The organism is Cytobacillus spongiae (genome assembly GCF_021390075.1).
The window spans coordinates 2,108,522-2,131,950 of sequence record NZ_CP089997.1 but is presented as its reverse complement, the minus strand read 5'-3'; the positions used below and the strand labels follow the sequence as shown (position 1 = coordinate 2,131,950).

General features: G+C 36.4%; 22 protein-coding genes and 1 CRISPR repeat array. Of the genes, 19 read left to right on the top strand and 3 right to left on the bottom strand.

Translation table 11 applies throughout. From position 1 onward, the window contains the following. The first annotated feature begins 43 nt into the window (after positions 1–43). The 9 genes from LS684_RS10745 to LS684_RS10705 all read left to right on the top strand — a co-directional run bounded on the left by LS684_RS10745 (position 44) and on the right by LS684_RS10705 (position 6,855). Entirely contained in the window at positions 44–1,447 is a 1,404-nt protein-coding gene (locus tag LS684_RS10745; protein ID WP_432418823.1) for an aldehyde dehydrogenase, read from the top strand. A 166-nt stretch (positions 1,448–1,613) separates the two neighbouring features. Beyond that, positions 1,614–2,129, top strand: coding sequence for a GrpB family protein (locus tag LS684_RS10740; protein WP_233805912.1), 516 nt, complete (start codon positions 1,614–1,616; stop codon positions 2,127–2,129). A 66-nt stretch (positions 2,130–2,195) separates the two neighbouring features. Next, a complete protein-coding gene (locus tag LS684_RS10735) occupies positions 2,196–2,582 on the top strand; it encodes a GNAT family N-acetyltransferase (protein ID WP_233805911.1) in 387 nt (128 codons plus the stop codon). Positions 2,583–2,864: 282 nt separating this feature from the next. Then, positions 2,865–3,740 (top strand): SDR family oxidoreductase, encoded by an 876-nt coding sequence (locus LS684_RS10730; RefSeq protein ID WP_233805910.1) that lies wholly within the window; start codon positions 2,865–2,867, stop codon positions 3,738–3,740. After that, positions 3,712–4,125: a hypothetical protein gene (locus LS684_RS10725; RefSeq protein WP_233805909.1), complete on the top strand. Its 414-nt coding sequence runs from the start codon at positions 3,712–3,714 to the stop codon at positions 4,123–4,125. Before LS684_RS10730 ends, LS684_RS10725 begins: the two co-directional genes overlap by 29 nt. A gap of 133 nt (positions 4,126–4,258) precedes the next feature. Continuing rightward, positions 4,259–4,483: a hypothetical protein gene (locus LS684_RS10720; RefSeq protein ID WP_233805908.1), complete on the top strand. Its 225-nt coding sequence runs from the start codon at positions 4,259–4,261 to the stop codon at positions 4,481–4,483. Further along, positions 4,467–5,057 carry a hypothetical protein gene (locus LS684_RS10715; protein ID WP_233805906.1) on the top strand — a complete coding sequence of 197 codons (591 nt, stop codon included), beginning with the start codon at positions 4,467–4,469 and terminating at the stop codon, positions 5,055–5,057. Before LS684_RS10720 ends, LS684_RS10715 begins: the two co-directional genes overlap by 17 nt. Before the next feature lie 155 nt (positions 5,058–5,212). Beyond that, positions 5,213–5,422, top strand: coding sequence for a hypothetical protein (locus tag LS684_RS10710; RefSeq protein ID WP_233805904.1), 210 nt, complete (start codon positions 5,213–5,215; stop codon positions 5,420–5,422). A gap of 200 nt (positions 5,423–5,622) precedes the next feature. Next, the gene (locus tag LS684_RS10705) at positions 5,623–6,855 is read left to right on the top strand and encodes a CNNM domain-containing protein (RefSeq protein WP_233805902.1); all 1,233 of its coding nucleotides are present in this window, start codon (positions 5,623–5,625) and stop codon (positions 6,853–6,855) included. Between the two features lie 366 nt (positions 6,856–7,221). Here LS684_RS10705 and LS684_RS10700 read toward each other — a convergent pair whose 3' ends face one another. Then, positions 7,222–7,782, bottom strand: a complete 561-nt coding sequence (locus tag LS684_RS10700; protein WP_233811614.1) for a recombinase family protein — start codon at positions 7,780–7,782, stop codon at positions 7,222–7,224. A gap of 580 nt (positions 7,783–8,362) precedes the next feature. On the opposite strand from LS684_RS10700, the gene LS684_RS10695 reads away from it, so the two are divergent. Beyond that, positions 8,363–8,893: a matrixin family metalloprotease gene (locus tag LS684_RS10695; protein ID WP_233805899.1), complete on the top strand. Its 531-nt coding sequence runs from the start codon at positions 8,363–8,365 to the stop codon at positions 8,891–8,893. A gap of 14 nt (positions 8,894–8,907) precedes the next feature. After that, positions 8,908–9,600, top strand: coding sequence for a hypothetical protein (locus LS684_RS10690; protein ID WP_233805897.1), 693 nt, complete (start codon positions 8,908–8,910; stop codon positions 9,598–9,600). A 170-nt stretch (positions 9,601–9,770) separates the two neighbouring features. On the opposite strand, the gene LS684_RS10685 is transcribed toward LS684_RS10690, so the two are convergent. Both LS684_RS10685 and LS684_RS24290 read right to left on the bottom strand, forming a co-directional pair. Then, positions 9,771–12,548: a Tn3 family transposase gene (locus LS684_RS10685; protein WP_432418766.1), complete on the bottom strand. Its 2,778-nt coding sequence runs from the start codon at positions 12,546–12,548 to the stop codon at positions 9,771–9,773. Next, positions 12,520–12,768, bottom strand: coding sequence for a DUF4158 domain-containing protein (locus tag LS684_RS24290; RefSeq protein WP_432418765.1), 249 nt, complete (start codon positions 12,766–12,768; stop codon positions 12,520–12,522). Before LS684_RS24290 ends, LS684_RS10685 begins: the two co-directional genes overlap by 29 nt. Positions 12,769–13,011: 243 nt before the next feature. On the opposite strand from LS684_RS24290, the gene cas3 reads away from it, so the two are divergent. From cas3 to LS684_RS10645, 8 genes are all read left to right on the top strand, one after another. Beyond that, positions 13,012–15,435, top strand: coding sequence for a CRISPR-associated helicase Cas3' (gene cas3, locus LS684_RS10680; protein ID WP_233805894.1), 2,424 nt, complete (start codon positions 13,012–13,014; stop codon positions 15,433–15,435). A gap of 165 nt (positions 15,436–15,600) precedes the next feature. Continuing rightward, a complete protein-coding gene (cas5c, locus tag LS684_RS10675) occupies positions 15,601–16,320 on the top strand; it encodes a type I-C CRISPR-associated protein Cas5c (RefSeq protein WP_233805892.1) in 720 nt (239 codons plus the stop codon). Continuing rightward, complete coding sequence (cas8c, locus tag LS684_RS10670) at positions 16,317–18,236, top strand: type I-C CRISPR-associated protein Cas8c/Csd1 (RefSeq protein WP_233805890.1); 1,920 nt, start codon at positions 16,317–16,319, stop codon at positions 18,234–18,236. The genes cas5c and cas8c overlap by 4 nt, the downstream gene beginning before the upstream one ends. Beyond that, positions 18,233–19,093, top strand: coding sequence for a type I-C CRISPR-associated protein Cas7/Csd2 (gene cas7c / locus LS684_RS10665; protein WP_233805888.1), 861 nt, complete (start codon positions 18,233–18,235; stop codon positions 19,091–19,093). Before cas8c ends, cas7c begins: the two co-directional genes overlap by 4 nt. Then, positions 19,083–19,742: a CRISPR-associated protein Cas4 gene (gene cas4, locus LS684_RS10660; protein WP_233805886.1), complete on the top strand. Its 660-nt coding sequence runs from the start codon at positions 19,083–19,085 to the stop codon at positions 19,740–19,742. The genes cas7c and cas4 overlap by 11 nt, the downstream gene beginning before the upstream one ends. Beyond that, on the top strand, positions 19,739–20,770 hold the full coding sequence (cas1c, locus tag LS684_RS10655) for a type I-C CRISPR-associated endonuclease Cas1c (protein WP_233805884.1): 1,032 nt from the start codon (positions 19,739–19,741) through the stop codon (positions 20,768–20,770). The genes cas4 and cas1c overlap by 4 nt, the downstream gene beginning before the upstream one ends. Before the next feature lie 10 nt (positions 20,771–20,780). Next, complete coding sequence (gene cas2 / locus LS684_RS10650) at positions 20,781–21,071, top strand: CRISPR-associated endonuclease Cas2 (protein ID WP_233805883.1); 291 nt, start codon at positions 20,781–20,783, stop codon at positions 21,069–21,071. A gap of 168 nt (positions 21,072–21,239) precedes the next feature. After that, a CRISPR array of direct repeats spans positions 21,240–22,002; the repeat unit is 32 nt; unit sequence GTCGCACTCCATGTGAGTGCGTGGATTGAAAT. 133 nt (positions 22,003–22,135) lie between these two features. Continuing rightward, a complete protein-coding gene (locus tag LS684_RS10645) occupies positions 22,136–23,008 on the top strand; it encodes an aldose 1-epimerase family protein (RefSeq protein WP_233805881.1) in 873 nt (290 codons plus the stop codon). Positions 23,009–23,429: the final 421 nt, after the last annotated feature.

Sequence of the window (23,429 nt, the reverse complement as noted above, 5' to 3'; positions counted from 1 at the left end):
TCAATAAGTTTAAATGTTTAAACGTTTAAAAGGGGGTAGCATGATGAAACCTGTTGATGGAATAGAAGAAAAGACGAATGAATATGTAGCGGAGCGAGTGGAGCTTCAAAAGGCATTTTTTAGAGGAGGACATACAAAGCCATATGCCTTTCGAGTTGATGCTCTAACTAAATTATATGATGCGATTAAAAAGAATGAGAACGAAATTATTTCTGCTTTAAAAGCTGATTTGAATAAATCTGAAACAGAAGCATATACGACAGAGATCGGTATCTTGTTAGAGGAAATCCGCTTCACGTTGAAACGATTAACGAAATGGATGAAACCGCAAAAAGTGAAAACGGCTTTAACCCATTTTGGTTCAAAAGGGTATCAAGTGCCAGAGCCTTATGGAGTTACCCTTATTATTGCCCCGTGGAATTATCCATTTCAATTACAGCTGGCTCCATTAATTGGTGCAATCGCGGCCGGTAATACAGCGATATTAAAGCCATCTGAATTAACTCCCGTTACGTCTCGCTTGATTGCCAAGCTCATGAAAGAAATCTATCCCCCTGATTTTGTAGAGGTGGTAGAAGGTGGAGTTCAGACGACTGAGTACCTTTTGGACCAGCCATTTGACTATATTTTCTTTACAGGAAGTGTTCCAGTCGGAAAAATCATTATGCAGGCTGCTTCTAAACGACTGATTCCTGTAACATTAGAGCTTGGTGGTAAAAGTCCTTGTATTGTCGATGAAACAGCTGACCTAGAGCTTGCAGCTAAACGGATTGCTTTTGGGAAATTTACGAATGCGGGACAAACGTGTATCGCACCTGATTATCTCTTTGTACACAAAGCGGTTCGGGAACAATTTCTAACTGAATTAACAAAAGTGATCAAAGAGTTTTACAGTGACAATCCTCTGCAAAATGAGCAATACGGAAAAATTGTGAATGAACGTCATTTTTCCAGGTTATCAACCTATTTAGCTGATGGAGAAGTGGTATTTGGAGGAAAGGTAGATGGAGAGAATCACAAGATAGAACCTACCCTTTTAATCCCCCATCATACTGATGTGGATGTCATGAAGGAAGAAATCTTTGGGCCCATTTTTCCAGTAATGGAGTTTGATTCAATAGATGAGGTCATACAGTTTGTCGTGGATCGACCAAAGCCGTTAGCTCTCTATTTATTTACGAAAACAAAAGAAGTCGAAGAAAACGTGCTAAATTCTGTTAGCTTTGGTGGTGGGTGTGTAAATGACACATTGATGCACATCGCAACGCCATTCTTGCCATTTGGTGGAGTTGGCGAAAGTGGCATTGGCAGCTACCATGGGGAATCCAGCTTTATGACATTTTCTCATTATAAAAGTGTGTTAAAGCAAACGAACCAATTTGACTTTAGCTTTAAATACCCAAATGCTAAAAATGGCTTAAAGATAATTCGTAGGTTAATGAAATAATAAAATCAGGAGTAGTCTTCAATCAGAAGGCTATTCCTTTTTTCTTTGGAAACAAGTGCTATTTTTATCGAAGGAGATATCACTGACTTTAAAGAATAACATATGGAATCGATTGATCATTAGATCAAATTCCGAATTAAGTAATCAGTTTTGGGAGGGATTTCAGTTGAAAATCCGTTTGACGGAGTATTGTGATGTGTGGGTTCAAATGTTCGATGAGGAGGCTCAAGTGTTAAAGGGAATCTTTGGGGACGCTATCCTTTCATTTGAACACTTTGGAAGCACGTCTGTTCCAGGCATGAAGGCTAAACCGGTAATTGATATGATGTGTCTTGTAAAAGATATTAGGGAAATTGATCAATTTAATGATCAACTGCATGTCCTTGGTTATGATGTTGCCGGAGAATGGGGGATCGAGGGAAGACGTCTATTTCGCAAAGGTGGGGAGAATAGAACCCATCATATTCATGTGTATCGGTATGATCATCCTGAAATCAAACGCCATCTTGTTTTTCGCGATTATTTACGAGTTCATCCAAACGAAGTGTCTCGATATACAAGTTTGAAAGAGCAATTGGCTGACCAATATGACGATACGGCGTATTACAGCAAAGCCAAAAAAGCATTTGTTAGCGAAATGGAAAAACGTGCGTTGTTGTGGTATGAAAACCTAGAATCATAGACTTGATGTGATGGAATGTCTTTGCCATAGACTATTTTTACAAAACTAGAGAAAATGGGGATTTAAATGAATATAAGGCTTGCTGAAACGAAGGATATCAAGCATTTAATTAAAATGAGATGGGATTTTACACTAGAATATGACGAAAGTAAGAAAATTGAACATTCATCCTACTTGGAATTTGAAAAAGAATGCAGCGATTTTTTGGAGAATGCAATAGCTGGTGATCAGTGGTTTATTTGGATAGCAGAGGAGAGGGAGAGAATTGTTTCGCATATCTACATGGAACTCATCCAAAAAGCACCAGGTCCTGGAACCATAACCCACCCATTCGCATACAAGACAAATATGTATACCATTGAAGAGTATAGAAACAAAGGTATCGGCAGTAAGTTACTTAAAAATATAAATCTGTGGGCTAGGGAAAATAACTATGAAATGATCATCATATGACCAAGCGATGAGAGTATCAATTATTATAAGAAAAATGGCTACAAACACTGTTCAGAACCAATGGAATTCTTTCCAACTTAATCAAGTAGTGATTGCTGAATAAGAATGCAGAAGGTGGTGGATGGGGTTATTATGACATTTTATGTGATGCGTACTTTACTATTAGCAGGGTATCAGATGAAAAAATGAATAACTAGTGTTCTTGACTTTCCAAACAAGGTTAATAAGTCATGCATGTAAGTAGTTTAAACTCATAAAAGTGATCATAGGAGGTGGTTAAAAGTGAAAACAGCAATTGTGACAGGTGGGTCTAGTGGATTTGGTTTGCTTACAACTATTAAGCTAGCAAAGGCTGGATTTAAGGTGGTGTCTACTTATCGAACGGGTGGAAATGAAGTGAGAATGAAACAAGAGCTCGAATTACAACAGGTGAGTGACCAAGTGATCATTAAAAAGCTCGATGTCACTTCTCAAGAGTCCTTACAGCATTTTCATCAGGTGGTTGATTCATTGGAACGGATTGATGTGTTAGTGAATAATGCAGGAATGGCAGTAGGCGGATTTTCTGAGGAAGTACCCTTACATGCCTATCGGACCCAATTTGAAACAAATGTATTCGGAGCGATCGCCGTAACCCAATTGGTACTACCGAAAATGAGACAGCAAACGTCAGGGAAAATTATTAACATGAGTAGCATTAGTGGACTTGTAGGATTTCCTGGGTTATCTGCCTACTCTGCATCTAAGCATGCTTTGGAAGGATGGAGTGAGAGCTTACGTCTAGAATTAGCTCCTTTTCATATCGATGTCTTTATTGTGGAACCAGGTTCTTATCATACCAACATTTGGACAACTGGTACATACATTCCGGCTGAAGCCGATTATGATTCATCACCTTACAATGATATGATGAATCAGATAAAGAAGGTCATAGAGAAATCATCAGCGAATTATGGCGATCCAATAGAAGTGGCAACATTGGTAACAGACATTGCTACTGGAAAAAAAGGAACTACATTTCGTTATCCAGTAGGAAAAGGCATAGGACTTACGCTGTTCTTTAAAAAACTTATTCCATGGAAATGGTGGGAAAAGGCGGTCAAAAAGCAAATAAAGATGGGGGAAACAGATGCAAGCAGATATTCACGGAAAGATTAGCCGGATGGGGTCAAATCTATCGGAGAGGCTTGAAGATCATTTAACAGGAAATGTAATTGGCGCCTTACGATATATCCCTTTTTCAATAGGACTTGGGAAGGTTCTTGCTAACGGGGTGTATCCCCGCTCTGTAGGTGAAGACATTTCCAACATTGATAACGAGTATTGGGCAAATCACCTTCAATTTTGGCCCTATGATGCAGAAGGAGAAATCGATGCGTTGATTGATTTCCCTCATCATTTGCTAGGCATTGAGGTTAAGTTTATGAGCGGTCTTTCTTCTGATGATGAAGTGTCTAATCCTTCTAGTACCGATATATATATCCAGAGTATGAAATCAATTAGCAAGGGAATCACGCATTCTATCGAAAAGGAGCAAACATAAAGAAAAGCTGCTTCTATTTATCGCTGATCGAATATCGTGTAAGGCGGTTTATACCCATATCATTCAGCGGAACATCCTTGAAAGAGACGTCAAGCTCGCTTATATTTCCTGGCAAGATTTCCTCCATCAATTGATGAATTTGGATTTACAAGATGCTTTTCACCAATTGATTGTTCAAGACATCATCGCTCTTCTTAAGAGGAAAGGATTTGAAGACTTTAGAGACTTTACAATCGAGATTCCAAATCCAATCAATGAAAAAGGGCATTATTCCTTTCATCTACAAAATCGAATGGAACTTTGCTTTACTACTAATCTAGCCGTAAATGAGGGAGACTTTTATGAGTTCAGATGTTAATATTCGGAATGCATTTCACGTCGTGTTTCAAACATACGAAAATATTCAAAAGCTCATGGATTACTGTAAAACAATTGCACCCGAGCAAAGCAATTATGTAAATGTGATTGATAAGTTTTTAAGATACAAATCAGATAACGACCCTTCTGGCTGGTTCATCAAAAATTTCATCGTCCTATTTCAACGTAAAAACGATATCGAACTCGAAAATGAATGGCGTGATGGACCTATTTATGTCATGGAGATCGAACTGTATGATCAGGACTTATATAAAGAAGCAATGGAGAGCCTGCCATGTATTCATCTCTCTAAATTCGAGTATGACCGCATGGATGAGTGGGGGAAAGGCTGTTCACCAACCAATCATTGGAGATTTTATTTTCCTTTACGAAATGGTGATCTGATGGATATTCAACAAGCCGGTGATTCATTCATTAGCACGCCTAAAGATCAAGGAGAAAGTGATCGATATTACTGGGGGGTCAAGCGAGTCACGAGCAGACGAATCCCACTGACAGATGTGACAGCGGATCACGTTGTCGAGAAAATATTCGGTACCTTTGATTGTTTGTGAAAGAAACTTTTATAGAAAAGAATCTTAATCTGATTCGGTATATAGGACCAGTTCGTGTTATAATATCAATTTAGGATAACTATGACGTATGCTCATATTTGAACGGATGCCAATGAAAGCCTCCGCCTAGAGATCAAAATTGGAGGTCATATGAAATGAATAAACGCTGGACAATTGAAAAAATTAAAGACTTTGTCGAGAAAAACTCAGAAAGTACATTGCTAACAACGGAATATCAAGGTTTTTCACAAAAGCTCTTATTAAAATGCTCATGTGGTAGTAATTTCGAAAAGACATTTAAGAAATTTAAAGATAATCACCAGCGTAAATGCGATGTGTGTCAGCCACCTAAGCAATCGAGGTAATAGGAAGAAGTAGTCAATTTCCATGTGAGAGAAGTTGGCTCTTTTTTATACGTTGTGAAATCCAAAAAAAGATCTATCTCAAAAATCAAAATAGCGGGATAGTATCACATTTATTCGTGCATATTACGGAATTAAAGTTATAATAAATTTGTAAGCCTAGTTTTACCTACTTTTTATTATTAATGGAGGAATTTTTCACCGTGCTGATTGCGATTTTCTTTTTTCTACTGATGTCATTTTTCTTATCGGGAAGTGAAACAGCTCTAACGGCTGTTAATAAAATGAAGCTTAAAACAAAAGCAGAAAACGATAAGAAATCTGAGAAGTTATTAAAGCTCGTAGCAACACCCGATGAATTGATTACAGCCATTCTTATCGGGAACAATATCGCAAATATTATGCTGCCAACATTAGTCACGATCATGGCTATTGAATATGGTTTTAATGTTGGGCTAGCTACTGGGATTTTAACCGTCGTCTTAATTATTTTTGCAGAGGTGCTACCAAAATCGATCGCTGCAACGTTTGCTGATAAAATTGCATACATTGTGTTTCCGGTTATCCGAATTTTAATGATCATCTTAAAACCGTTAACATTTCTATTGTCCACGTTTACACGTGGCGTGATTAAGATGATTTCTAAGGGAGAAAAGACGGAAGTATCTTTTTCTAGAGAAGAATTGATTACGATGGTGGATATTGCATCAAGTGAGGGAACCTTTCAAAATGAAGAATCAAAACGAATTAAAGGTGCGATGGACTTTTATGATCTAGATGTACGTGATGTATTGAAGACTCCCCGCGTAGAAATAGAAGGGATTCCAGTAGAGGCTACCTTTGAGGAAGCAAGTGAAATCGTCTTAAACAACCGTTTCTCAAGGTATCCCGTTTATAAGGAAAATATGGATAACATTGTCGGGGTCTTTCATTCCAAGCAGCTATTGCTATGGGCGAAGGCTGCTAATCAAACGATTGAAGACTTTATGGACAATGAACCGCTGTTTATCTTTGAATTTCACTCGATTGAAAGAGTCTTTAAAAAGATGCTGAAGGAAAGAAAGCATCTAGCAGTCGTTCTTGATGAATATGGGGGAACGAAGGGAATCATAACGAATGAAGATATCATTGAAGCGATGATCGGCCAGGAAATCAAGGATGAAACAGATGAGCATGAAGAAGTCCTAATCCATGAGCTAACCGATTCACATGTGATTTGTAACGGAAAAATATCTTTGCACCGCTTAAACAAAGTATTCAAAACAAAAATCCCTGAGGATGAAGACATTCTTTCAGGATTTCTTCTGACAGAACTCGGGCGCTTTCCTGAAGAAGGAGAAACACTCGAATACCATCATCTCCACTTTACCGTCCAACAAATTGAAGATAACCGGATTAAGCAAGTAGAAATAAAAAAGAAGATGGCTACCATCTAATAAACAGCAGCTACAACTGGTAACCGTACCGGGGGTAGCTGCTGTTTTTGATTTATTGAAAAACGATAGGAATATTAATTATTGCCTATGCTCAAATTCAGACAACCGATAATAAGTAGGTATCTCCAAGAAAGATACATGTACCTATTTAAGGAGATGCTTTTCCTTTGCCACACAAAACTAATCATTGTACCAATAAGGCTTAGTGACAGGGTTCTTGCTGTAGACCGCAAAGTAAATTTGAAGAAATAATATAATGCACCCCTATTTTTTTTATTTCTTCAAACTTTCTTCTATTGGGCTTAGTCACAAGGTTGCTGCTCTAATTTGTCAGATGTTTTACAGAAAATGTATTTTATAACTCGCTTAGCAACCCTTGTACGACTTGTCCAAATACCTATACAACGTAGTTTTGCTGATTCCAGTTGCCTCTGTAATTTCCCTAATGGTGTAATCTTTGCTCTTATACATTTTGACGGCCATTTCTACTTTATCTTCTTTTTTAGTAGGTCTACCGCCCTTCCTTCCCCGAGCTCTTGCAGCTTGAAGTCCTGACTTTGTTCTTTCACTGATAATGTCACGCTCTAATTCTGCAATACTTGCTATTGTACGAAAGAAAAACTTTCCCATGGCTGTTGAGGTATCAATACTGTCGTTAATGGATATAAAGTCTACTCCTACGTCATTGAAAAGTTCGCTAAGTTCAATGAGATGCTTTGTCGATCGTGAAATACGGTCAAGTTTATAGACAACTATTTTATCACCGATACGTAAGACTTTTAGCAGCTCATCTAATTGAGGTCGATCTCTTCTAGTTCCTGTTAATTTTTCTTTATAAATTCTTTCTGCCCCAAATTTCTCCAGTGCATCAATCTGCATATCTAAGTTCTGTTCCTCTGTACTTACCCTTGCATAACCAAAAATCACCATTTACCACCCGTTTCAAATTGTTTATACCTCTATTTTAGCACCAAAAACGGTGTTGACTATCAAAAATATTACTTTGTTTTTAGGAATGAGTTTTGGTGCTATAAATATGCACAAAAAGGCTGTTTTTTGATTAAGTGATTAATAGTTTCATAAATGTCCGTTTATGGGAATGTTTTGATATTGTTTACCTTTGAGAGTGCTGCTATGAACGCACTATTGGAACATTGGTTTATCCACCTTGACCAGATGGGGAAATTGTTTCACTATATTTTTTCCGTATTATGCAACTTTTCGATATTGTATTGAACTTTATTCCCTGAAAACCTAGATCTTGGTTTAAATTATAGACTTTTAAATTAAGAATCTTAAAATTAATTTTTCAAGATTCTTAATTTAACAATTAGTATTCTTTTATCTATTATTCACCTAAATTATTACAAAAATAAATTATTTATAACAAATTACGCCAAAATATACTATTTTTTCTTGTTATTATATAAAAGGAAAGGGGTGATCGGTTTTCATTTACTATTAGATTGTATAAAGAATAAAAATACATATTAAAGGAGAATATGACATGAGTACGAAATTTATATTTTCAGTCCTATCAGTAATAATGCTTATTTTTATATCAGCAACATCAAGCAATGCTTACACTTTCAATAATAGATATTGGCCTAAAACAGCCGGACAAACATATACTATATATTTAAACTACGGAACCTCTAATACAGCATATAGAGCTTCATTTGATACTGCCGTCTCTGATTGGAATAGTGCACAATCTAAACTTAAGTATGTTATTACCTCATCAAGTGCTCCAAATTTTGTTGGTACTCAAAATGTAGATGATCCAACTCTTTATGGGACTTGTTTTGCACTTAGTGGAAATTATTTTAACGCTACGATTAATATTGGAAATCCAACAATAGTTAGTAACTCTACTGTACGTAGAAGTACAGCAGTACATGAATTAGGACATGGTCTTGGCCTTAGCCATGAATATCCTCCAGTTCTTGCGGTTATGAACTCATCAAGAGACAGAACACAAACCTATACTCCGCAACTAGATGATAAAAACGGAATTAATGCTAAATATCCATTTTAAGGAGGAGTTTTAACATGGTAAAAAAATCAACAAATAAATTAATACTATTTTTAACTTTATTTCTTGCACTTGGAGCTACCCTTTTCTTCCTTTTAAAGGCAGAGTCTATAACAGGAAAGAAGGTTCAATCCTCAAATCCATTTACTTATGAGTTTGAATATACCGCTGATTATGACGTAAATGGTGATGTTAAAGGTCTTGTTGCAAAATCTGATTATATTGTTACTGGCCACTACGAGAAATTTGTAGAGAATTGGGAAATGGGAGAAAATTATCATAGTGAAGTCTATACTTTTATTGTAGATAAGGAATTATTTGGTGCAACTGGAAAAACAATTGATGTAGCAATCCCACATACAGTTATGCTAGAAAGCAATGAAGATGGAGAACATGTAGAAGCCGAATTAAATCTTCCAAATTATAACAAACCTGATATAAATAAAGAATATGTTTTATTTTTAAAGAAATTACAAACCAAAGAGGCTTACGGTCCTGCATCAGTTCCTTTCCAAGTAGAAATTGATTCTAAAGGTAAAGTTGAGCTTAAAACAAATACAGAAAATACAGAAGTAAAAAAAGTAATCAAGTCAAAAAATGTTGTTCATTTTAAAACTGAAACAATTGATATGAGTAAAGTCGATAAGATTTCGGGAAAAAACAAAAATGACCTGCTTAAAGAAATTAATATGGAAATAAAGAATAAATAGGATAAAACTTTTTTCTAACATATAAAAATAGTTCATACTGAAAAAAGAGTATTGCAAAATACTAAATTAATTTCCTGTTTGAATGTTGGCGGTACTTCTTTATTGCAAAAACCAGCTAATATTTTATCAAGATATTAGCTGGTTTTTTGTCACTAATTAAATAATGAAAGCTATGATACTTTCAACTTAATAGGTATTCGCTGATCCATATTTAGTTCAAAAGTTCCGTATGGATTGACATGATGATAAAATAAAGGTGTTAATCCCCTAAAATCTTCTGGAGTCATTTTCTTCAACCAATATTGGTTGTTGTCATAAAGCACTTCTTGTACCATTAAGGTATTCATATAGACTAAACAATTTTGCAGCAATTGAAGTGATAAGGCGGACACCTCTTGATCTTCTATCGAATTGGAACGAATTTCACTGTTTTTTCCATAGAAAATATAAGTATTCACCGAGTTCCATTGTTCCACTGTATTTAATCCTTCATGAATCTCCCTTCGAATCTCTTCATAGTGTAAATAATCACATAAAAAGATCGTTTTGATCGCTTTTCCTAATTCACATAAAGCCTGATAGGTTGGATGTTTCGTATCCCTTGTAAATCGCTTTAATATGGATTCTGCAGAAGCAGTACCCAACCGCAAACCAGTTGCAAACTTAATGATTTGTTCATACTGTTGCCGAATAAGATCCCAGTTAATCGGTCTACTTAAAGCCAGTTGCAGGTGAGGATATTCCTCATTCATGCCGGCTTCTGGACGATATAGCTTTTGAGACCCGATATTTTTAAAACGTGGCATCAGTTTAAAACCAAGTAGATGACAAAAAGCAAAAGCAACGACACTTTGTCCGTGTGTATCGACATAATTTCTGTCAACCTCCATGTCCGTACAGTGACGAAGAACCCCTTCCATCATTGCTGCTACCTCCGAAGAAAGGCAGGACTTAAGCTGAGAATAGATACAAGCTGACTTTCGATCTGTATGCCAATAGATAATGACTCCATGCTTCTTATAACGAGGATGCCATTCTGAAAGCAAGTTCTGATCCCAAGAGCCAAAATGTTTTGAATCGGAAGCACATGCAGTGGTAGCTTCTCCCCATACCTCTTTCATTCGATTGTAGATGATATGATTTGTAACCTCGGCGTTGGCTTTTCGCAAATGATCCTTATGAATAAATTTTTGACGTATATACCGAAGTTCCCTATAACTATCTAGGTGGTTTCCGGTAGATACAGTTTTCAAACCTGTATTCGTTCCCAATCCAAATAAACTTAAAAGAAGCCGTCTCTGGATGGTTTCTCGTTCTAAAATCTCGCGATCGGCTGTAGTCTTAAAGTGCTTGGTAAACTCCGTGTGAAAATCTGTTTCTTTTAGTAAATCTAATAAGTTGATGTTGGACCAACGGTTTTTAATCTCCTGTTTTATCCTAGTCACATATGGGGGTTCTGGTTGCTTTTCAAGTGGAGTGACTCGAATCCATCCTCTGTTATTTCTAGTAGTAATTGCGACTTTTTCGTTACTTTGAACCTCTAACCCTTGATTTAGTAATTGAAGCTTATCTTTCATCAACTGTATTATATCTTCGATAAAAGGCTCTACATCAAGTGGTGCTTTCAGTGCTTGAAAATATTCTTCCTTGTGTTCTTCAAAATCTTGAGGTAGATCTTCATCCGGGTTTCGATATCGATCAGCGCCCTCAATCCAAATTTCTTTACAACGAAGTCGAGTACGAAGCGACTGGATCACTGCAATTTCATAATTGATTCGATTCACTCTCTCTATACCTTTGCTGTCTGTCTCGACAATAACGTCTTTCCATTTCGACTGAATTACACCTTCAATGGGAACTTCATCTCCAGCAGAAAAATAACGTTGCCCACTTTCTCCATACTCTCGTATGAGTTGGATAGCCTTAATAATCGGCTGATGAAATTGATTATTTGAGCGAAAAGAAAGGTTGTTTAATATTTTTGAAAGAGACTTCCGATAATGCCCTTGGTAAGAAGAATGCATTTTTGTATAGATTTTTTCTTTGTATTCCCGGTTATTTTTTGTCATGTCCTTAATAATATCTCTAATCATATCAGAGCTAACAATAGGGAACAAAGTATCTTGAATGACCCCTTCTGGGTGATCTACGGTTGCTTTTAATAAATTAACAATATGTCTATTTTTTCCTTGGACTCTTTCTAATTCTTCTACTGCTTCTTTTCGGGTTGTATTTTTTGCCTTATTTCCGAATTTAAGCGTAATTTCATCCAATAAATCAGCTAAATAATCAATGACTTCCTCATGACGATGCGAAAATAAAATGGCAAGAAGGGTATAGCGAATGGGTGCAGGGTGTGCACGCAATTCCGTTACGGTTTCTGTAACTGCACGAAGTCGATATTTCTTTACTAATTTCGGAGTCAAATGATGAAATAATCTTGGAGGAATGTGTAGGTGCCGAATAGCTAACAATTTTTCAACTTCTATTTCCATAGTGTTTACACTTGGCTTGCTAGGAGAAGATAAAAGTTGCCGAAAAGTTAAAATATCTGATTCCTTTTCCTTATGAAACTCTTCTTCAAAACCTTCTGCTGTTACCTCATCAGCAAAAGATTCCAGTAACGCATCTAATCTTGAACAAGTCCTAGGAGATAGCTGTTGATAAGTCGATTTATACAAATTTTTTTCAAAAGTATCAATGGAAGAATCAATCAATCGCTTTAGACTTCTATTTGAAGGAGGTTCGACTTTCCATTTACGAAATATGCTATATGACTGATTTTTTAAGTAGTCGATATCATGAGTAAACTGAACTTGTCCGTGTAACCATTCTGTCAAAAGTTCGTTATCTTTTGCTGTAAGTTCTCGAAAACCAAAGAACTCTCGAATTTGTTTTCGGTGATAAGTAAAGTTTCTTTCATCTGCGCCCCCAACGATATTCCTCAAAGAGCGCTGAAGATAACCCTAATTGCTGTGCTATAAATTCAACTACCACTTTGGGAATATCTTGTTTTTTAGAAGGAAATCTAGCCTCTTGTTGAAAGTACTTTAATAATACTGCAAATCCTAAACGACTTGCCCCTGTTTTATTACCAATCAGCTTTCTTTCAATGGGTAGTACTACAAAATGTTCTAGAAGCTCATCTTCATTCCAATTTCGTTTCATAAATATCCTTCCCCTAACATTAGAATAATCACTATTATGAGTGTAATCTATTGAATAGAGGATGAAAACCCTACTTTGCGGTCTAGAGCAGCAACCCTGTCACTAAGCCAATAACAGCTAATACCAATATAGAATGTACATTTTCTGCTTTTATTATGGAAAAAGGATCAGTTATATGCAAAAATTTAATTGTAATATACTGTTAATTTATTGTGTCAATTTTCGTAAAAAGGAGAGGGTTGGATGAGTTATATTGCTCATATTCGCGGGAGTGACAGACAGATACAGACCGTTGAACAACATTTAATAGAAGTAAAAGAACTTGCAGAAATGTATGGAGAAAAAATTGGCGTCAAACATTTAGCTGGCCTTGCGGGTATGCTTCATGATCTTGGCAAGTATACGGATGAGTTTAGAGAATACATAATAGAAGCAGTTGCAAATCCTGATACCCCGCCTAAAAGAGGAAGTGTTGATCATTCGACAGCAGGAGGGAAACTTCTATATGAGCTTTTTCATACAAAGGAAAGTATCTCTCGCGATAAACATAAAGGAATAGTAGCTGAAGTTGTTGGAAATGCAATTATTTCTCACCATGCGTATCTTCAAGATTTTTTAAATCCAGATCTAGAATCGAATTATTTAAATAGAGTAAGAGATAAAAAACTAGATGGATTTGAACATGCAAAGCAATGTTTTTTTGAATGTGTCATGAATGAGGATGAATTTCATCGTTATGTTGACAAAGCTGCGAGAGAACTAGAAACCTTTTTAGCAAAAGAAGCACCAGAACATAATGAAAAACAACTTATGTTCCTAACCAAATTTATTTTTAGTGCATTAATTGATGCAGATCGAACAAATACGAGAAGATTTGAAGAAAACAAAAAAGACGAAGTATCTAGTGATCCAATACAACGATTTCATACATACTACGAAAGACTCATGTCAAAAATCAACGCATTTAATGCAACAACACCTATTAATCTTTTAAGAAAAGAAATGTCAAATCAGTGCGATCAATTTGCCGCGAATCCATCAGGAATTTATACATTATCAATACCTACTGGTGGCGGTAAAACATTGGCAAGCTTACGATACGCACTAAAACACGCTAAACTTCATCATAAAAAACGAATTATTTACGTTGTCCCCTACACTACGATCATTGAGCAAAACGCAGAGGAAGTTCGAAAAATACTTAAGGATGAAGCTCATATTTTAGAGCATCACTCAAACGTTATTGATGATATGAATGATCATGATGAAAATCAAGATGGCATGATAAATATACAACAAAAATTAAAGCTAGCGAAAGATAATTGGGATGCTCCGATTATCTTTACGACAATGGTACAGTTTTTAAATGTCTTTTACGCAAAAGGAAGCCGCAACATTAGAAGGCTTCATAATTTAAGTGAATCAGTGCTCATTTTTGATGAAGTTCAGAAGGTACCTATTCCTTGTGTATCTTTATTTAATCAGGCATTAAATTTTCTAAAGCTACATGGCCGTTCCAGTATGGTTCTATGTACCGCTACTCAGCCAGCATTAGATTTTGTCGAGCATAAATTAGACGTTAATGCAGATGCCGAAATGATTAATAACTTAGACCGTGTGATTAAGGCGTTTAAACGAGTAGAAATTATTGATAAAGCAACAAATGAAACATTTACGAATGATAGACTTACAGATTTTATCAATTTAAAGATTCAAGTGGTTCAGAGTGTCCTAGTTATATTAAATACAAAGTCGGTAGTAAGAGATTTGTATACACGGTTACAAACTAATGAACAGAGTATACCGGTTTACCATTTGAGTACATCCATGTGTGCCGCCCATCGAAATGGCATTTTAGCTGAAATCAGACACCATCTGAAAGAAGGCAATCAAATCATTTGTATTAGCACCCAATTAATTGAAGCAGGGGTAGATGTGAGCTTTGAATGCGTCATTAGGTCTTTAGCGGGGCTAGACTCAATTGCGCAAGCGGCAGGACGGTGCAATCGTCACGGTGAAAAAGGATTACAACATGTGTATGTAATCGATCATGAGGAGGAGAACATCAGTCACTTAAAAGAGATTAAAGTTGGAAAGGAAGTGACGAAAAGAATTTTAGTGGATTTGAAGCGTAATAAAAAGGAACACGGAGGTGATATATTATCACAACAAGCGATGGACCGATATTTTAAAGAGTATTACACAGAGTTTGAAACAAATTTACATTATTTTATCCCAAAAATAAAAAAAGAGATGACGGAATTATTGACGGCTGCAAAATCAAAATCTAGTTACTACAAGGCTTATATTCATAACGAGAAAAAGCATCTACCGCTGTTTCTGATAAACAGTTATAAAACTGCAGCTGAATATTTCCATGTCATTGACGATGTAACATCTTCGGTCATTGTGACGTATGGCGAAGGAAAAGAGATCATTGCTGAATTAAATGGCAGTCGTTCCATTGAAGATCTTGACTATTTGTTGCGAAAGGCTCAGCAATATTCGGTTAACATATTTACACATGAAAAAGATCAATTAATTAAAAATGACGGATTGATATACTATCTTGAAGGAAAAGTGATGGCTTTGAAGGAAGGGGCATATAGTGACGAATATGGTTTGGATATCAAAAACGAAAGCGGTTTTCAATCAGTCATATTTTAAAATAGTTTTTTAACATGATTGAATTTTCAGAGTAATACAAAGTGATAGAAGAGATTCTAGATGGGATGTTCACCTATATTTCACAATAAACGACCTTGATAATTTCATAGGAAAAAGGTACGATTTATTTGAAAAATAACCCATAAAAGTAAGGGGGTGGAATTAATGAGGAATGCTATTGAATTCGAATTATTTGGTAACTACGCTTTATTTACAGATCCTCTTATGAAATTAGGTGGAGAGAAAATGACCTATCAGGTGCCAACTTATCAAGCACTAAAAGGGATTGTGGAGAGCATTTATTGGAAACCTACTCTTCTAATGATTGTAGATGAATTGCGTGTTATGAAGCCTATTAAGATGGAGTCAAAAGGAGTCCGGCCGATTGAATATGGTGGTAAGAACACCCTTGCTAATTATACATATTTGAAAGATGTCCACTATCAAGTAAGAGCTCATTTTATATTTAATCCTTATCGTCCTGATCTAGCTTTTGATCGTAACGAGCATAAACATCACAACATTTTAAACCGCTCTCTTAAAGTAGGGGGCCGTAGAGATATCTTCCTCGGAGCGAGAGAATGCCAAGGATATGTAGAGCCTTGTGTATTTGGAGAAGGAGAGAGTTTTTATGATCATTACGGGGATCTGCATTTAGGGACAATGGTCCATGGGATTAACTATCCTGATGAGACAGGAAGGAATGCAATGGAAGTGCGTCTTTGGAATCCAGTTATGAAAAACGGGGTTATCCGATTTATTCGACCGGATGAGTGTACTCATGTGCGCAAAATTTCAGATATGGAACCGAAACACTTCGATCATTCAAACATTGAAACAGCCGATGAACTCTTCGAAAAAATGGAAATGGAGGTAATTAAATGAGCTGGCTATTGAATTTGTACGAAACGTATGAATCAAATTTGGATCAGGTAGGCCAGATTAAAAAGAAATACAATGGTCAGGAATATACGTTGTTGCCTATTTCTCATACTACTCAGACGGCACATATCGAAGTTTCAATTACAGAAGATGGTGAATTTCACTCAGCGACAATCCTTGATAAAAGTGATGCGAACACGTTAATTCCTTGTACCGAGGATTCAGCAAATCGAGCTGGTTCTAAAATTGCCCCGTATCCCCTTCATGACAAACTTAGCTATGTAGCAGGAGATTTTGTAGCATATGGAGGAGCGATAAAAAAAGAAGAACCTTTTTCATACTACATAAGCCAATTGAAAGAATGGGCTGAATCTTCAAATGCTACTGCTAAGGTGAAAAGCATCTACTGTTATTTAAAAAAGCGTAAGTTGATATCCGATTTAGTCACTGCAGGAATTTTACATGTAGATGCTAATGGGAAATTAATAGATACGTGGGATAAAAAAGCCGAGTCTTTTCTTGGTGAAAAACCGTCAATTTTTTCGGCAGTTACTGGCAGTCAAGAAAGTGCGTTTGTCAGATTCAATGTGGTGTCCTCAGACAAAATTTTGATAAAAGTATGGAAAGATAAGGAAATGTATGAATCATTTATCAAATTTTATCAAGATTATTTAAGCGATGAGGATTATTGCTATGTAACAGGCCAAGTGATGCCAAGTACAGATAAGCATGCAAATAAAATTAGAAATGCTGGAGATAAGGCGAAGTTGATATCCTCTAATGATACGAGCGGCTTTACATTTAGAGGGCGATTTAATAAAGCAGATGAGGTAGCAAAAATTAGTTATGATGTATCTCAAAAAGCACACAATGCGTTAAAATGGCTCATTAACAAGCAAGGAAAGATGGTAGATCAACGCGTTTTTCTTGTTTGGGGAAATGATGCAGAAGATATTCCTGATACTGTAGAAGATAGTTATGATATTTATTCACTAAATGAGATTGGAACTGAGAAGAGGGAAATAACATCTTATACGAACGATGAATTTGCAATTAAATTGGCTAAAGCAATCGATGGATATAAAAACAACTTAACGACCAAGGCTGACGTAAATATCCTTATTCTTGATTCTGCAACAACAGGAAGGTTAGCTGTTTTGTATTATCGTAATATACAGAAAGACTTGTATTTAAATAGATTAAAAAACTGGCATTCTTCGTGTGTTTGGGAACATCGCTATCGTAAAGATGAAAATAATGAATTTGTTAAATTTTTCGGAGCCCCATCAACGAGAGATATTGCGTTTGCTGCATATGGGCCAAACGCAAATGAGAAAGTGGTCAAAGGTTTAATGGAACGTATGTTACCTTGTATTGTAGATGGAAGGAACATTCCATTTGACATTGTCCGAAGTGCTCGTGAACGTGCATCTAATCCTGTGTCGATGGAAAGGTGGGAATGGGAAAAAACACTAAGCATTGCATGTGCATTAATCAATAAACAGGAGGGATACAAGGTGCCGTTAGATAAAGATAATAACGACCGTGATTATTTATTTGGTCGATTATTGGCCATCGCGGATGTGTTAGAAAGAAGTGCTTTAGATATTAAAGAAACACGGGCTACGAATGCAATCCGTTATATGAATTCATTTTCCAAGCATCCTGAAAGAACATGGAATACGATTCAAGCGTCTTTACAGCCATATCAGGCACGACTCGGAACGAAAGCAACCTATTTATCTAAATTAATCGATGAAGTGGCGTCAAAGTTTACGGTGGAAGAATTTAATAACAAACCATTATCCGGAAAATATTTGTTGGGATTCTATAGTCAGCGTCATGAGTTGTATCAAAAAAAGAATAAAAGTGAGTCAGTAGATCAAGCAATAGATACTGGGGAGGAGAATTTAGTATGACAAGTCTAGATCATAAAATCGATTTTGCCGTTATTTTATCGGTAACAAAGGCTAATGCAAACGGGGACCCTTTAAATGGAAATCGTCCGAGACAAAATTATGATGGTCATGGTGAAATTTCTGACGTAGCTATTAAGCGTAAAATTAGAAATCGACTCCAAGATATGGGCGAATCTATATTTGTCCAATCAAATGACAGAAAAAACGATCCATTCAATAGCTTAAGAGAAAGAGCAGAAGCAAATGAAGAGTTAGTAAAAGCACTAAAATCAAAAGAAAATCCTAAAGAAATGTTTGCTACATCCGCATGTAAGGCATGGATAGACGTAAGAAGTTTTGGACAAGTCTTTGCATTTAAAGGTGGTACGGAAAAAGGTGTCTCTACTGGAGTAAGAGGCCCGGTTTCCATTCATACGGCAACGAGTGTAGATCCAATTGACATTACAAGTATGCAAATTACAAAAAGCGTGAATTCTGAGCCTGGGAAAGAGAAAGGATCAGATACAATGGGAATGAAACATCGTGTCGACTTTGGGGTTTATGTATTTTACGGAAGCATCAACACTCAACTAGCAGAAAAAACCGGCTTTACAAATGAAGATGCGGAAAAGATTAAGCAAGCGCTTATTACTTTATTCGAAAATGATGCATCATCTGCTAGGCCAGAAGGAAGCATGGAAGTACATAAAGTGTGCTGGTGGGAGCATAATTCAAAGTTAGGTCAATATTCTTCTGCAAAAGTTCATCGCTTGTTAACTATTGAGAAAAGAGTGGATGAACCAAAAACAATCGATGACTATTCTATTGAAGTCCACGAATTGGATGGGTTAAAAGCTGAGGTGATTGATGGACTATAATGATGAGGACAGCTATCTTATGCTGTCTGGCATTCAGCACTTTCAATTTTGTAAACGCCAATGGGCGCTTATCCATATTGAACAGCAATGGGAAGAAAACGTCAAAACGGTTGAAGGGCAACATCTTCATCGTAAAGCTGACCAACCATTTACTAGAGAGAAGCGCGGCAATAAACTCATTGTTCGTGGGATGCCTGTAAAATCAAATAAGCTTAACATTACGGGAATTTGTGATGTAGTGGAGTTTATTAAGGATGAAAATGGTGTTGAAATAGCGGGTTCGGAAGGGAAATATACTGCATATCCAGTCGAGTACAAACGAGGTAAACCAAAAAAGGACGATGCAGACGTTTTACAACTAACTGCACAAGCTATGTGTTTAGAGGAGATGCTGCTTTGCGATATAAACGTTGGTTATATGTTTTATAACGAGATAAAGCATCGAGTGGAGATTCCACTAACCGCTGAGTATAAAAACAAAGTGAGATCGGTTGTTACAGAGATGCTCGATTATTATAGTCGAAAATACACACCTAAAGTAAAAACAGGAGCATTTTGTCATAGTTGTTCCCTTCAACATATTTGCTTACCTAAGCTCATGAATAAGAGGTCGGTAAAAAGTTATATTGAAGGGAAGATTAATGAATGAAAAAGCTTCTAAATACGTTATTTATCACTCAACAAGATGTTTATTTGTCATTAGATGGAGACAATATTGTTCTGCTTAAAGAACAGGAGAAGATGGGAAGATTACCGCTTCACAATTTGGAGTCCATTGTGTCCTTTGGCTATACAGGTGCCAGCCCTGCACTTATGGGTTATTGTGCAGAGAGAAATATTTCATTAATCTTTTTAACGATGAGTGGAAGGTTTCTGGCAAGAGTGAGTGGGAAAAGCAAGGGAAATGTAGTTTTGAGAAAGAAACAATATCGTATTTCAGATGATGAAGTGTTATCAGCGAAAATTGCACGTAACTTTATTATTGGTAAAATTTATAATAATAAATGGATGATTGAGAGAATGACACGAGATTACCCATTACGAATAGATGTCATTCAGTTCAAGGAAATTTCTCAGCACCTATCATCTATCATTAAAGCAGTAAGAGAGTGTAAGGATTTAGAAAGATTAAGAGGATTAGAGGGGCAAGCGGCTATTAGCTACAATAGCTTGTTTAACCAAATGATCTTACAGCAAAAAGACGATTTTTATTTCCATTCTCGTTCACGTAGACCGCCGTTAGATCATGTCAATGCAATGCTGTCATTTGCATATACGTTACTAGCAAACGATATGGCATCCGCTTTAGAAGGCGTTGGACTCGATGCATATGTTGGGTTTTTACATCGAGATCGACCAGGAAGAGTGTCGTTAGCGTTAGATGCTATGGAAGAACTTCGCGGAGTCTATGCAGATAAGTTTGTTTTGTCACTCATTAATAAAAAAGTTATAAATAAGGGCGATTTTCTAATGAAAGAAAATGGGGCTGTTATTATGACAGATGAAGGAAGAAAGAAATTTTTAAACGCATGGCAGAATAAAAAACAAGAAAAGATAACCCATCCGTATTTAGGTGAAAAAATAGCTTGGGGCTTAGTACCACATGTCCAAGCGTTATTGCTCGCTCGTCATTTGCGCAATGATTTAGACGAGTATCCACCATTCCTATGGAAGTAGGTGCACATATTTGTTAGTGTTAATTACGTACGATGTAAGCACTGTAAGTAATGGAGGGCAAAAGAGACTTAGAAAAGTCGCGAAAACATGTCAAAATCACGGCCAACGAGTTCAAAACTCGGTGTTTGAATGTGTAGTAGATGCAGCACAATTTGCTGCATTAAAAATGAAACTAGAAGACATTATTGATCCTACGCAAGACAGTCTTAGATTTTATCAACTAGGCAACAATTATAAGACAAAAGTAGAACACGTTGGTGTAAAAGAATCAGTAGATTTAGAAGGTCCTTTAATTTATTAGTGCGAATATAAAGCACACATAAATTCTCAGGCACATTCGCACCTGGATTTTACCATTTATCCACCCATTTTTTTCTAATTATTGTAGTGTTCTTTATTCCAATAAAGAAAATAGCAGATTTTTGATCGGAAAATGCGTAATTTTAGCTTATTTTGGTCAAAAATCGCTGTCGCACTCCATGTGAGTGCGTGGATTGAAATCAGATTGGTTTGATAAAGAGGATGAACCAAATACGTCGCACTCCATGTGAGTGCGTGGATTGAAATTTAATACAAACATCTGACTTTAAGGGGAACAATTGTCGCACTCCATGTGAGTGCGTGGATTGAAATAAGTATGGGATTAATTAGTCTACTTGCACCTATAATGTCGCACTCCATGTGAGTGCGTGGATTGAAATCTCTAATGATTAATATTGGAAAGAAACGCATTTGTCGCACTCCATGTGAGTGCGTGGATTGAAATTTCTATAACGCAGATCGAAGACCTGGCAGGCGGGTCGCACTCCATGTGAGTGCGTGGATTGAAATCCTAAAGTATTAATGCCAGAACTAATTAAACAAGGTCGCACTCCATGTGAGTGCGTGGATTGAAATAAAAATCAACAAGGAGAATCAGAAGCGGACTTCAGTCGCACTCCATGTGAGTGCGTGGATTGAAATTATAATCGATTGAAGAATATTAAAGATGCTTTTGACTGTCGCACTCCATGTGAGTGCGTGGATTGAAATATAAGAATCGTGTATAAAACTTATTCGTCCATCATGTCGCACTCCATGTGAGTGCGTGGATTGAAATATGGCTGCATTGTTTGCGGATCGAATCATTGAGCGTCGCACTCCATGTGAGTGCGTGGATTGAAATAATTCAGCAGCAAGCTTATCGGCATTGGCTTTTTCGTCGCACTCCATGTGAGTGCGTGGTATGAATTTGCTTGTTCATCTTAATAATCTTCAAATATCAATTAATTGATTTATGAGATGAATAAATTTAAGATTACGAGGATAAAGGATTCTTTTTATATAATAAGCAGGACGTATTACTTGAGAGATGAGGGATAGAAGATGATTCTAATGGAAAATGATTGGTTACAAGTTGAATTTTCAAGCAGCGGGGCAGAAGTGAGGAAAGTTGCACATAAGAAAAATGGTCTCGACTATATGTGGACGGGTGACAGTGCCTACTGGGGACGCGTCTCACCGGTATTGTTTCCGATTGTTGGACGTTTAAAGGAAAATCGTTATGAACTTGATGGTCAAACATATGAAATGTCACAGCACGGATTTTTGCGCGACGTTGAATTTACTATTCATGATCAAACAGCAACAAAGATTTCGTTTCAGTTTCAATCAGCTGGACGTTATACCGACGTGTACCCATATGAATTTACAGCGATTATTCATTATACCCTTCAAGAGGATTCACTTACTGTGAAGTGGGAAATTGTGAATGAAAACAATGAAACGATGTATTTTTCCATCGGTGCGCATCCAGCATTTCTTATCCCGCTTTTAGAAAATGAAAGAGTAGAGGACTATCATGTTCATTTAACGCCGGCAGGGAAAGTCACTCAATATGAACTAAAGAATTCGTTCATTCATGAAAAAGGAATGGTTCATGATTTTTCTACGATCCAGCTTACGAATGATCTATTTGCAAATGATGCCCTCATTTACAGCAACATCGATCAAGTTGAACTTTTATCAAGTAAATCGAATCACGGTGTAACAGTATTGTTAGAAAAATTTCCATTTGTAGGGATTTGGTCAAAATATATAGAGGAAGATGGAACAATTGCTCCGTTTGTTTGCATCGAACCATGGTACGGCATCGCTGATACACAATCTACAACAGGAAACTTAAAAGAAAAATTTGGGATGAATTCACTGGAAGTCAGCCAAACATTCCAAGCCGAATATACAATGACATTTAAATAATGATAATTACAAGAATTACATACGGCAACGTAATATATTTACTCATGGGAATCTAGGATGATCATCTTAGATTCCACTAGAATGAGATCTCATGGATTTGGTGTTACAATGGCTGGGTTAAAAGGAAGGGGATGTACGGATTGTAATATATTCCAATTTCATTTTTCCTAGTTTACATAATAACTATTATAGGAAGTAATAAAACGAGACAGAAATCCAGTCTCAATGACTAAGTATACTTAAGTAAATGAGACAGAATGGAAAATTTCGATGAATACCTGATAACTGTTTGCCTAACTAATTTATTTAGGTTTAACTTCTCAATTTATAGTAAAAATAATATTAGGTTCATGACATACACATTTATCTGACTTCACCAAAATTTGCTGCATAGATAACTCTGTATGGATATTGTTATACA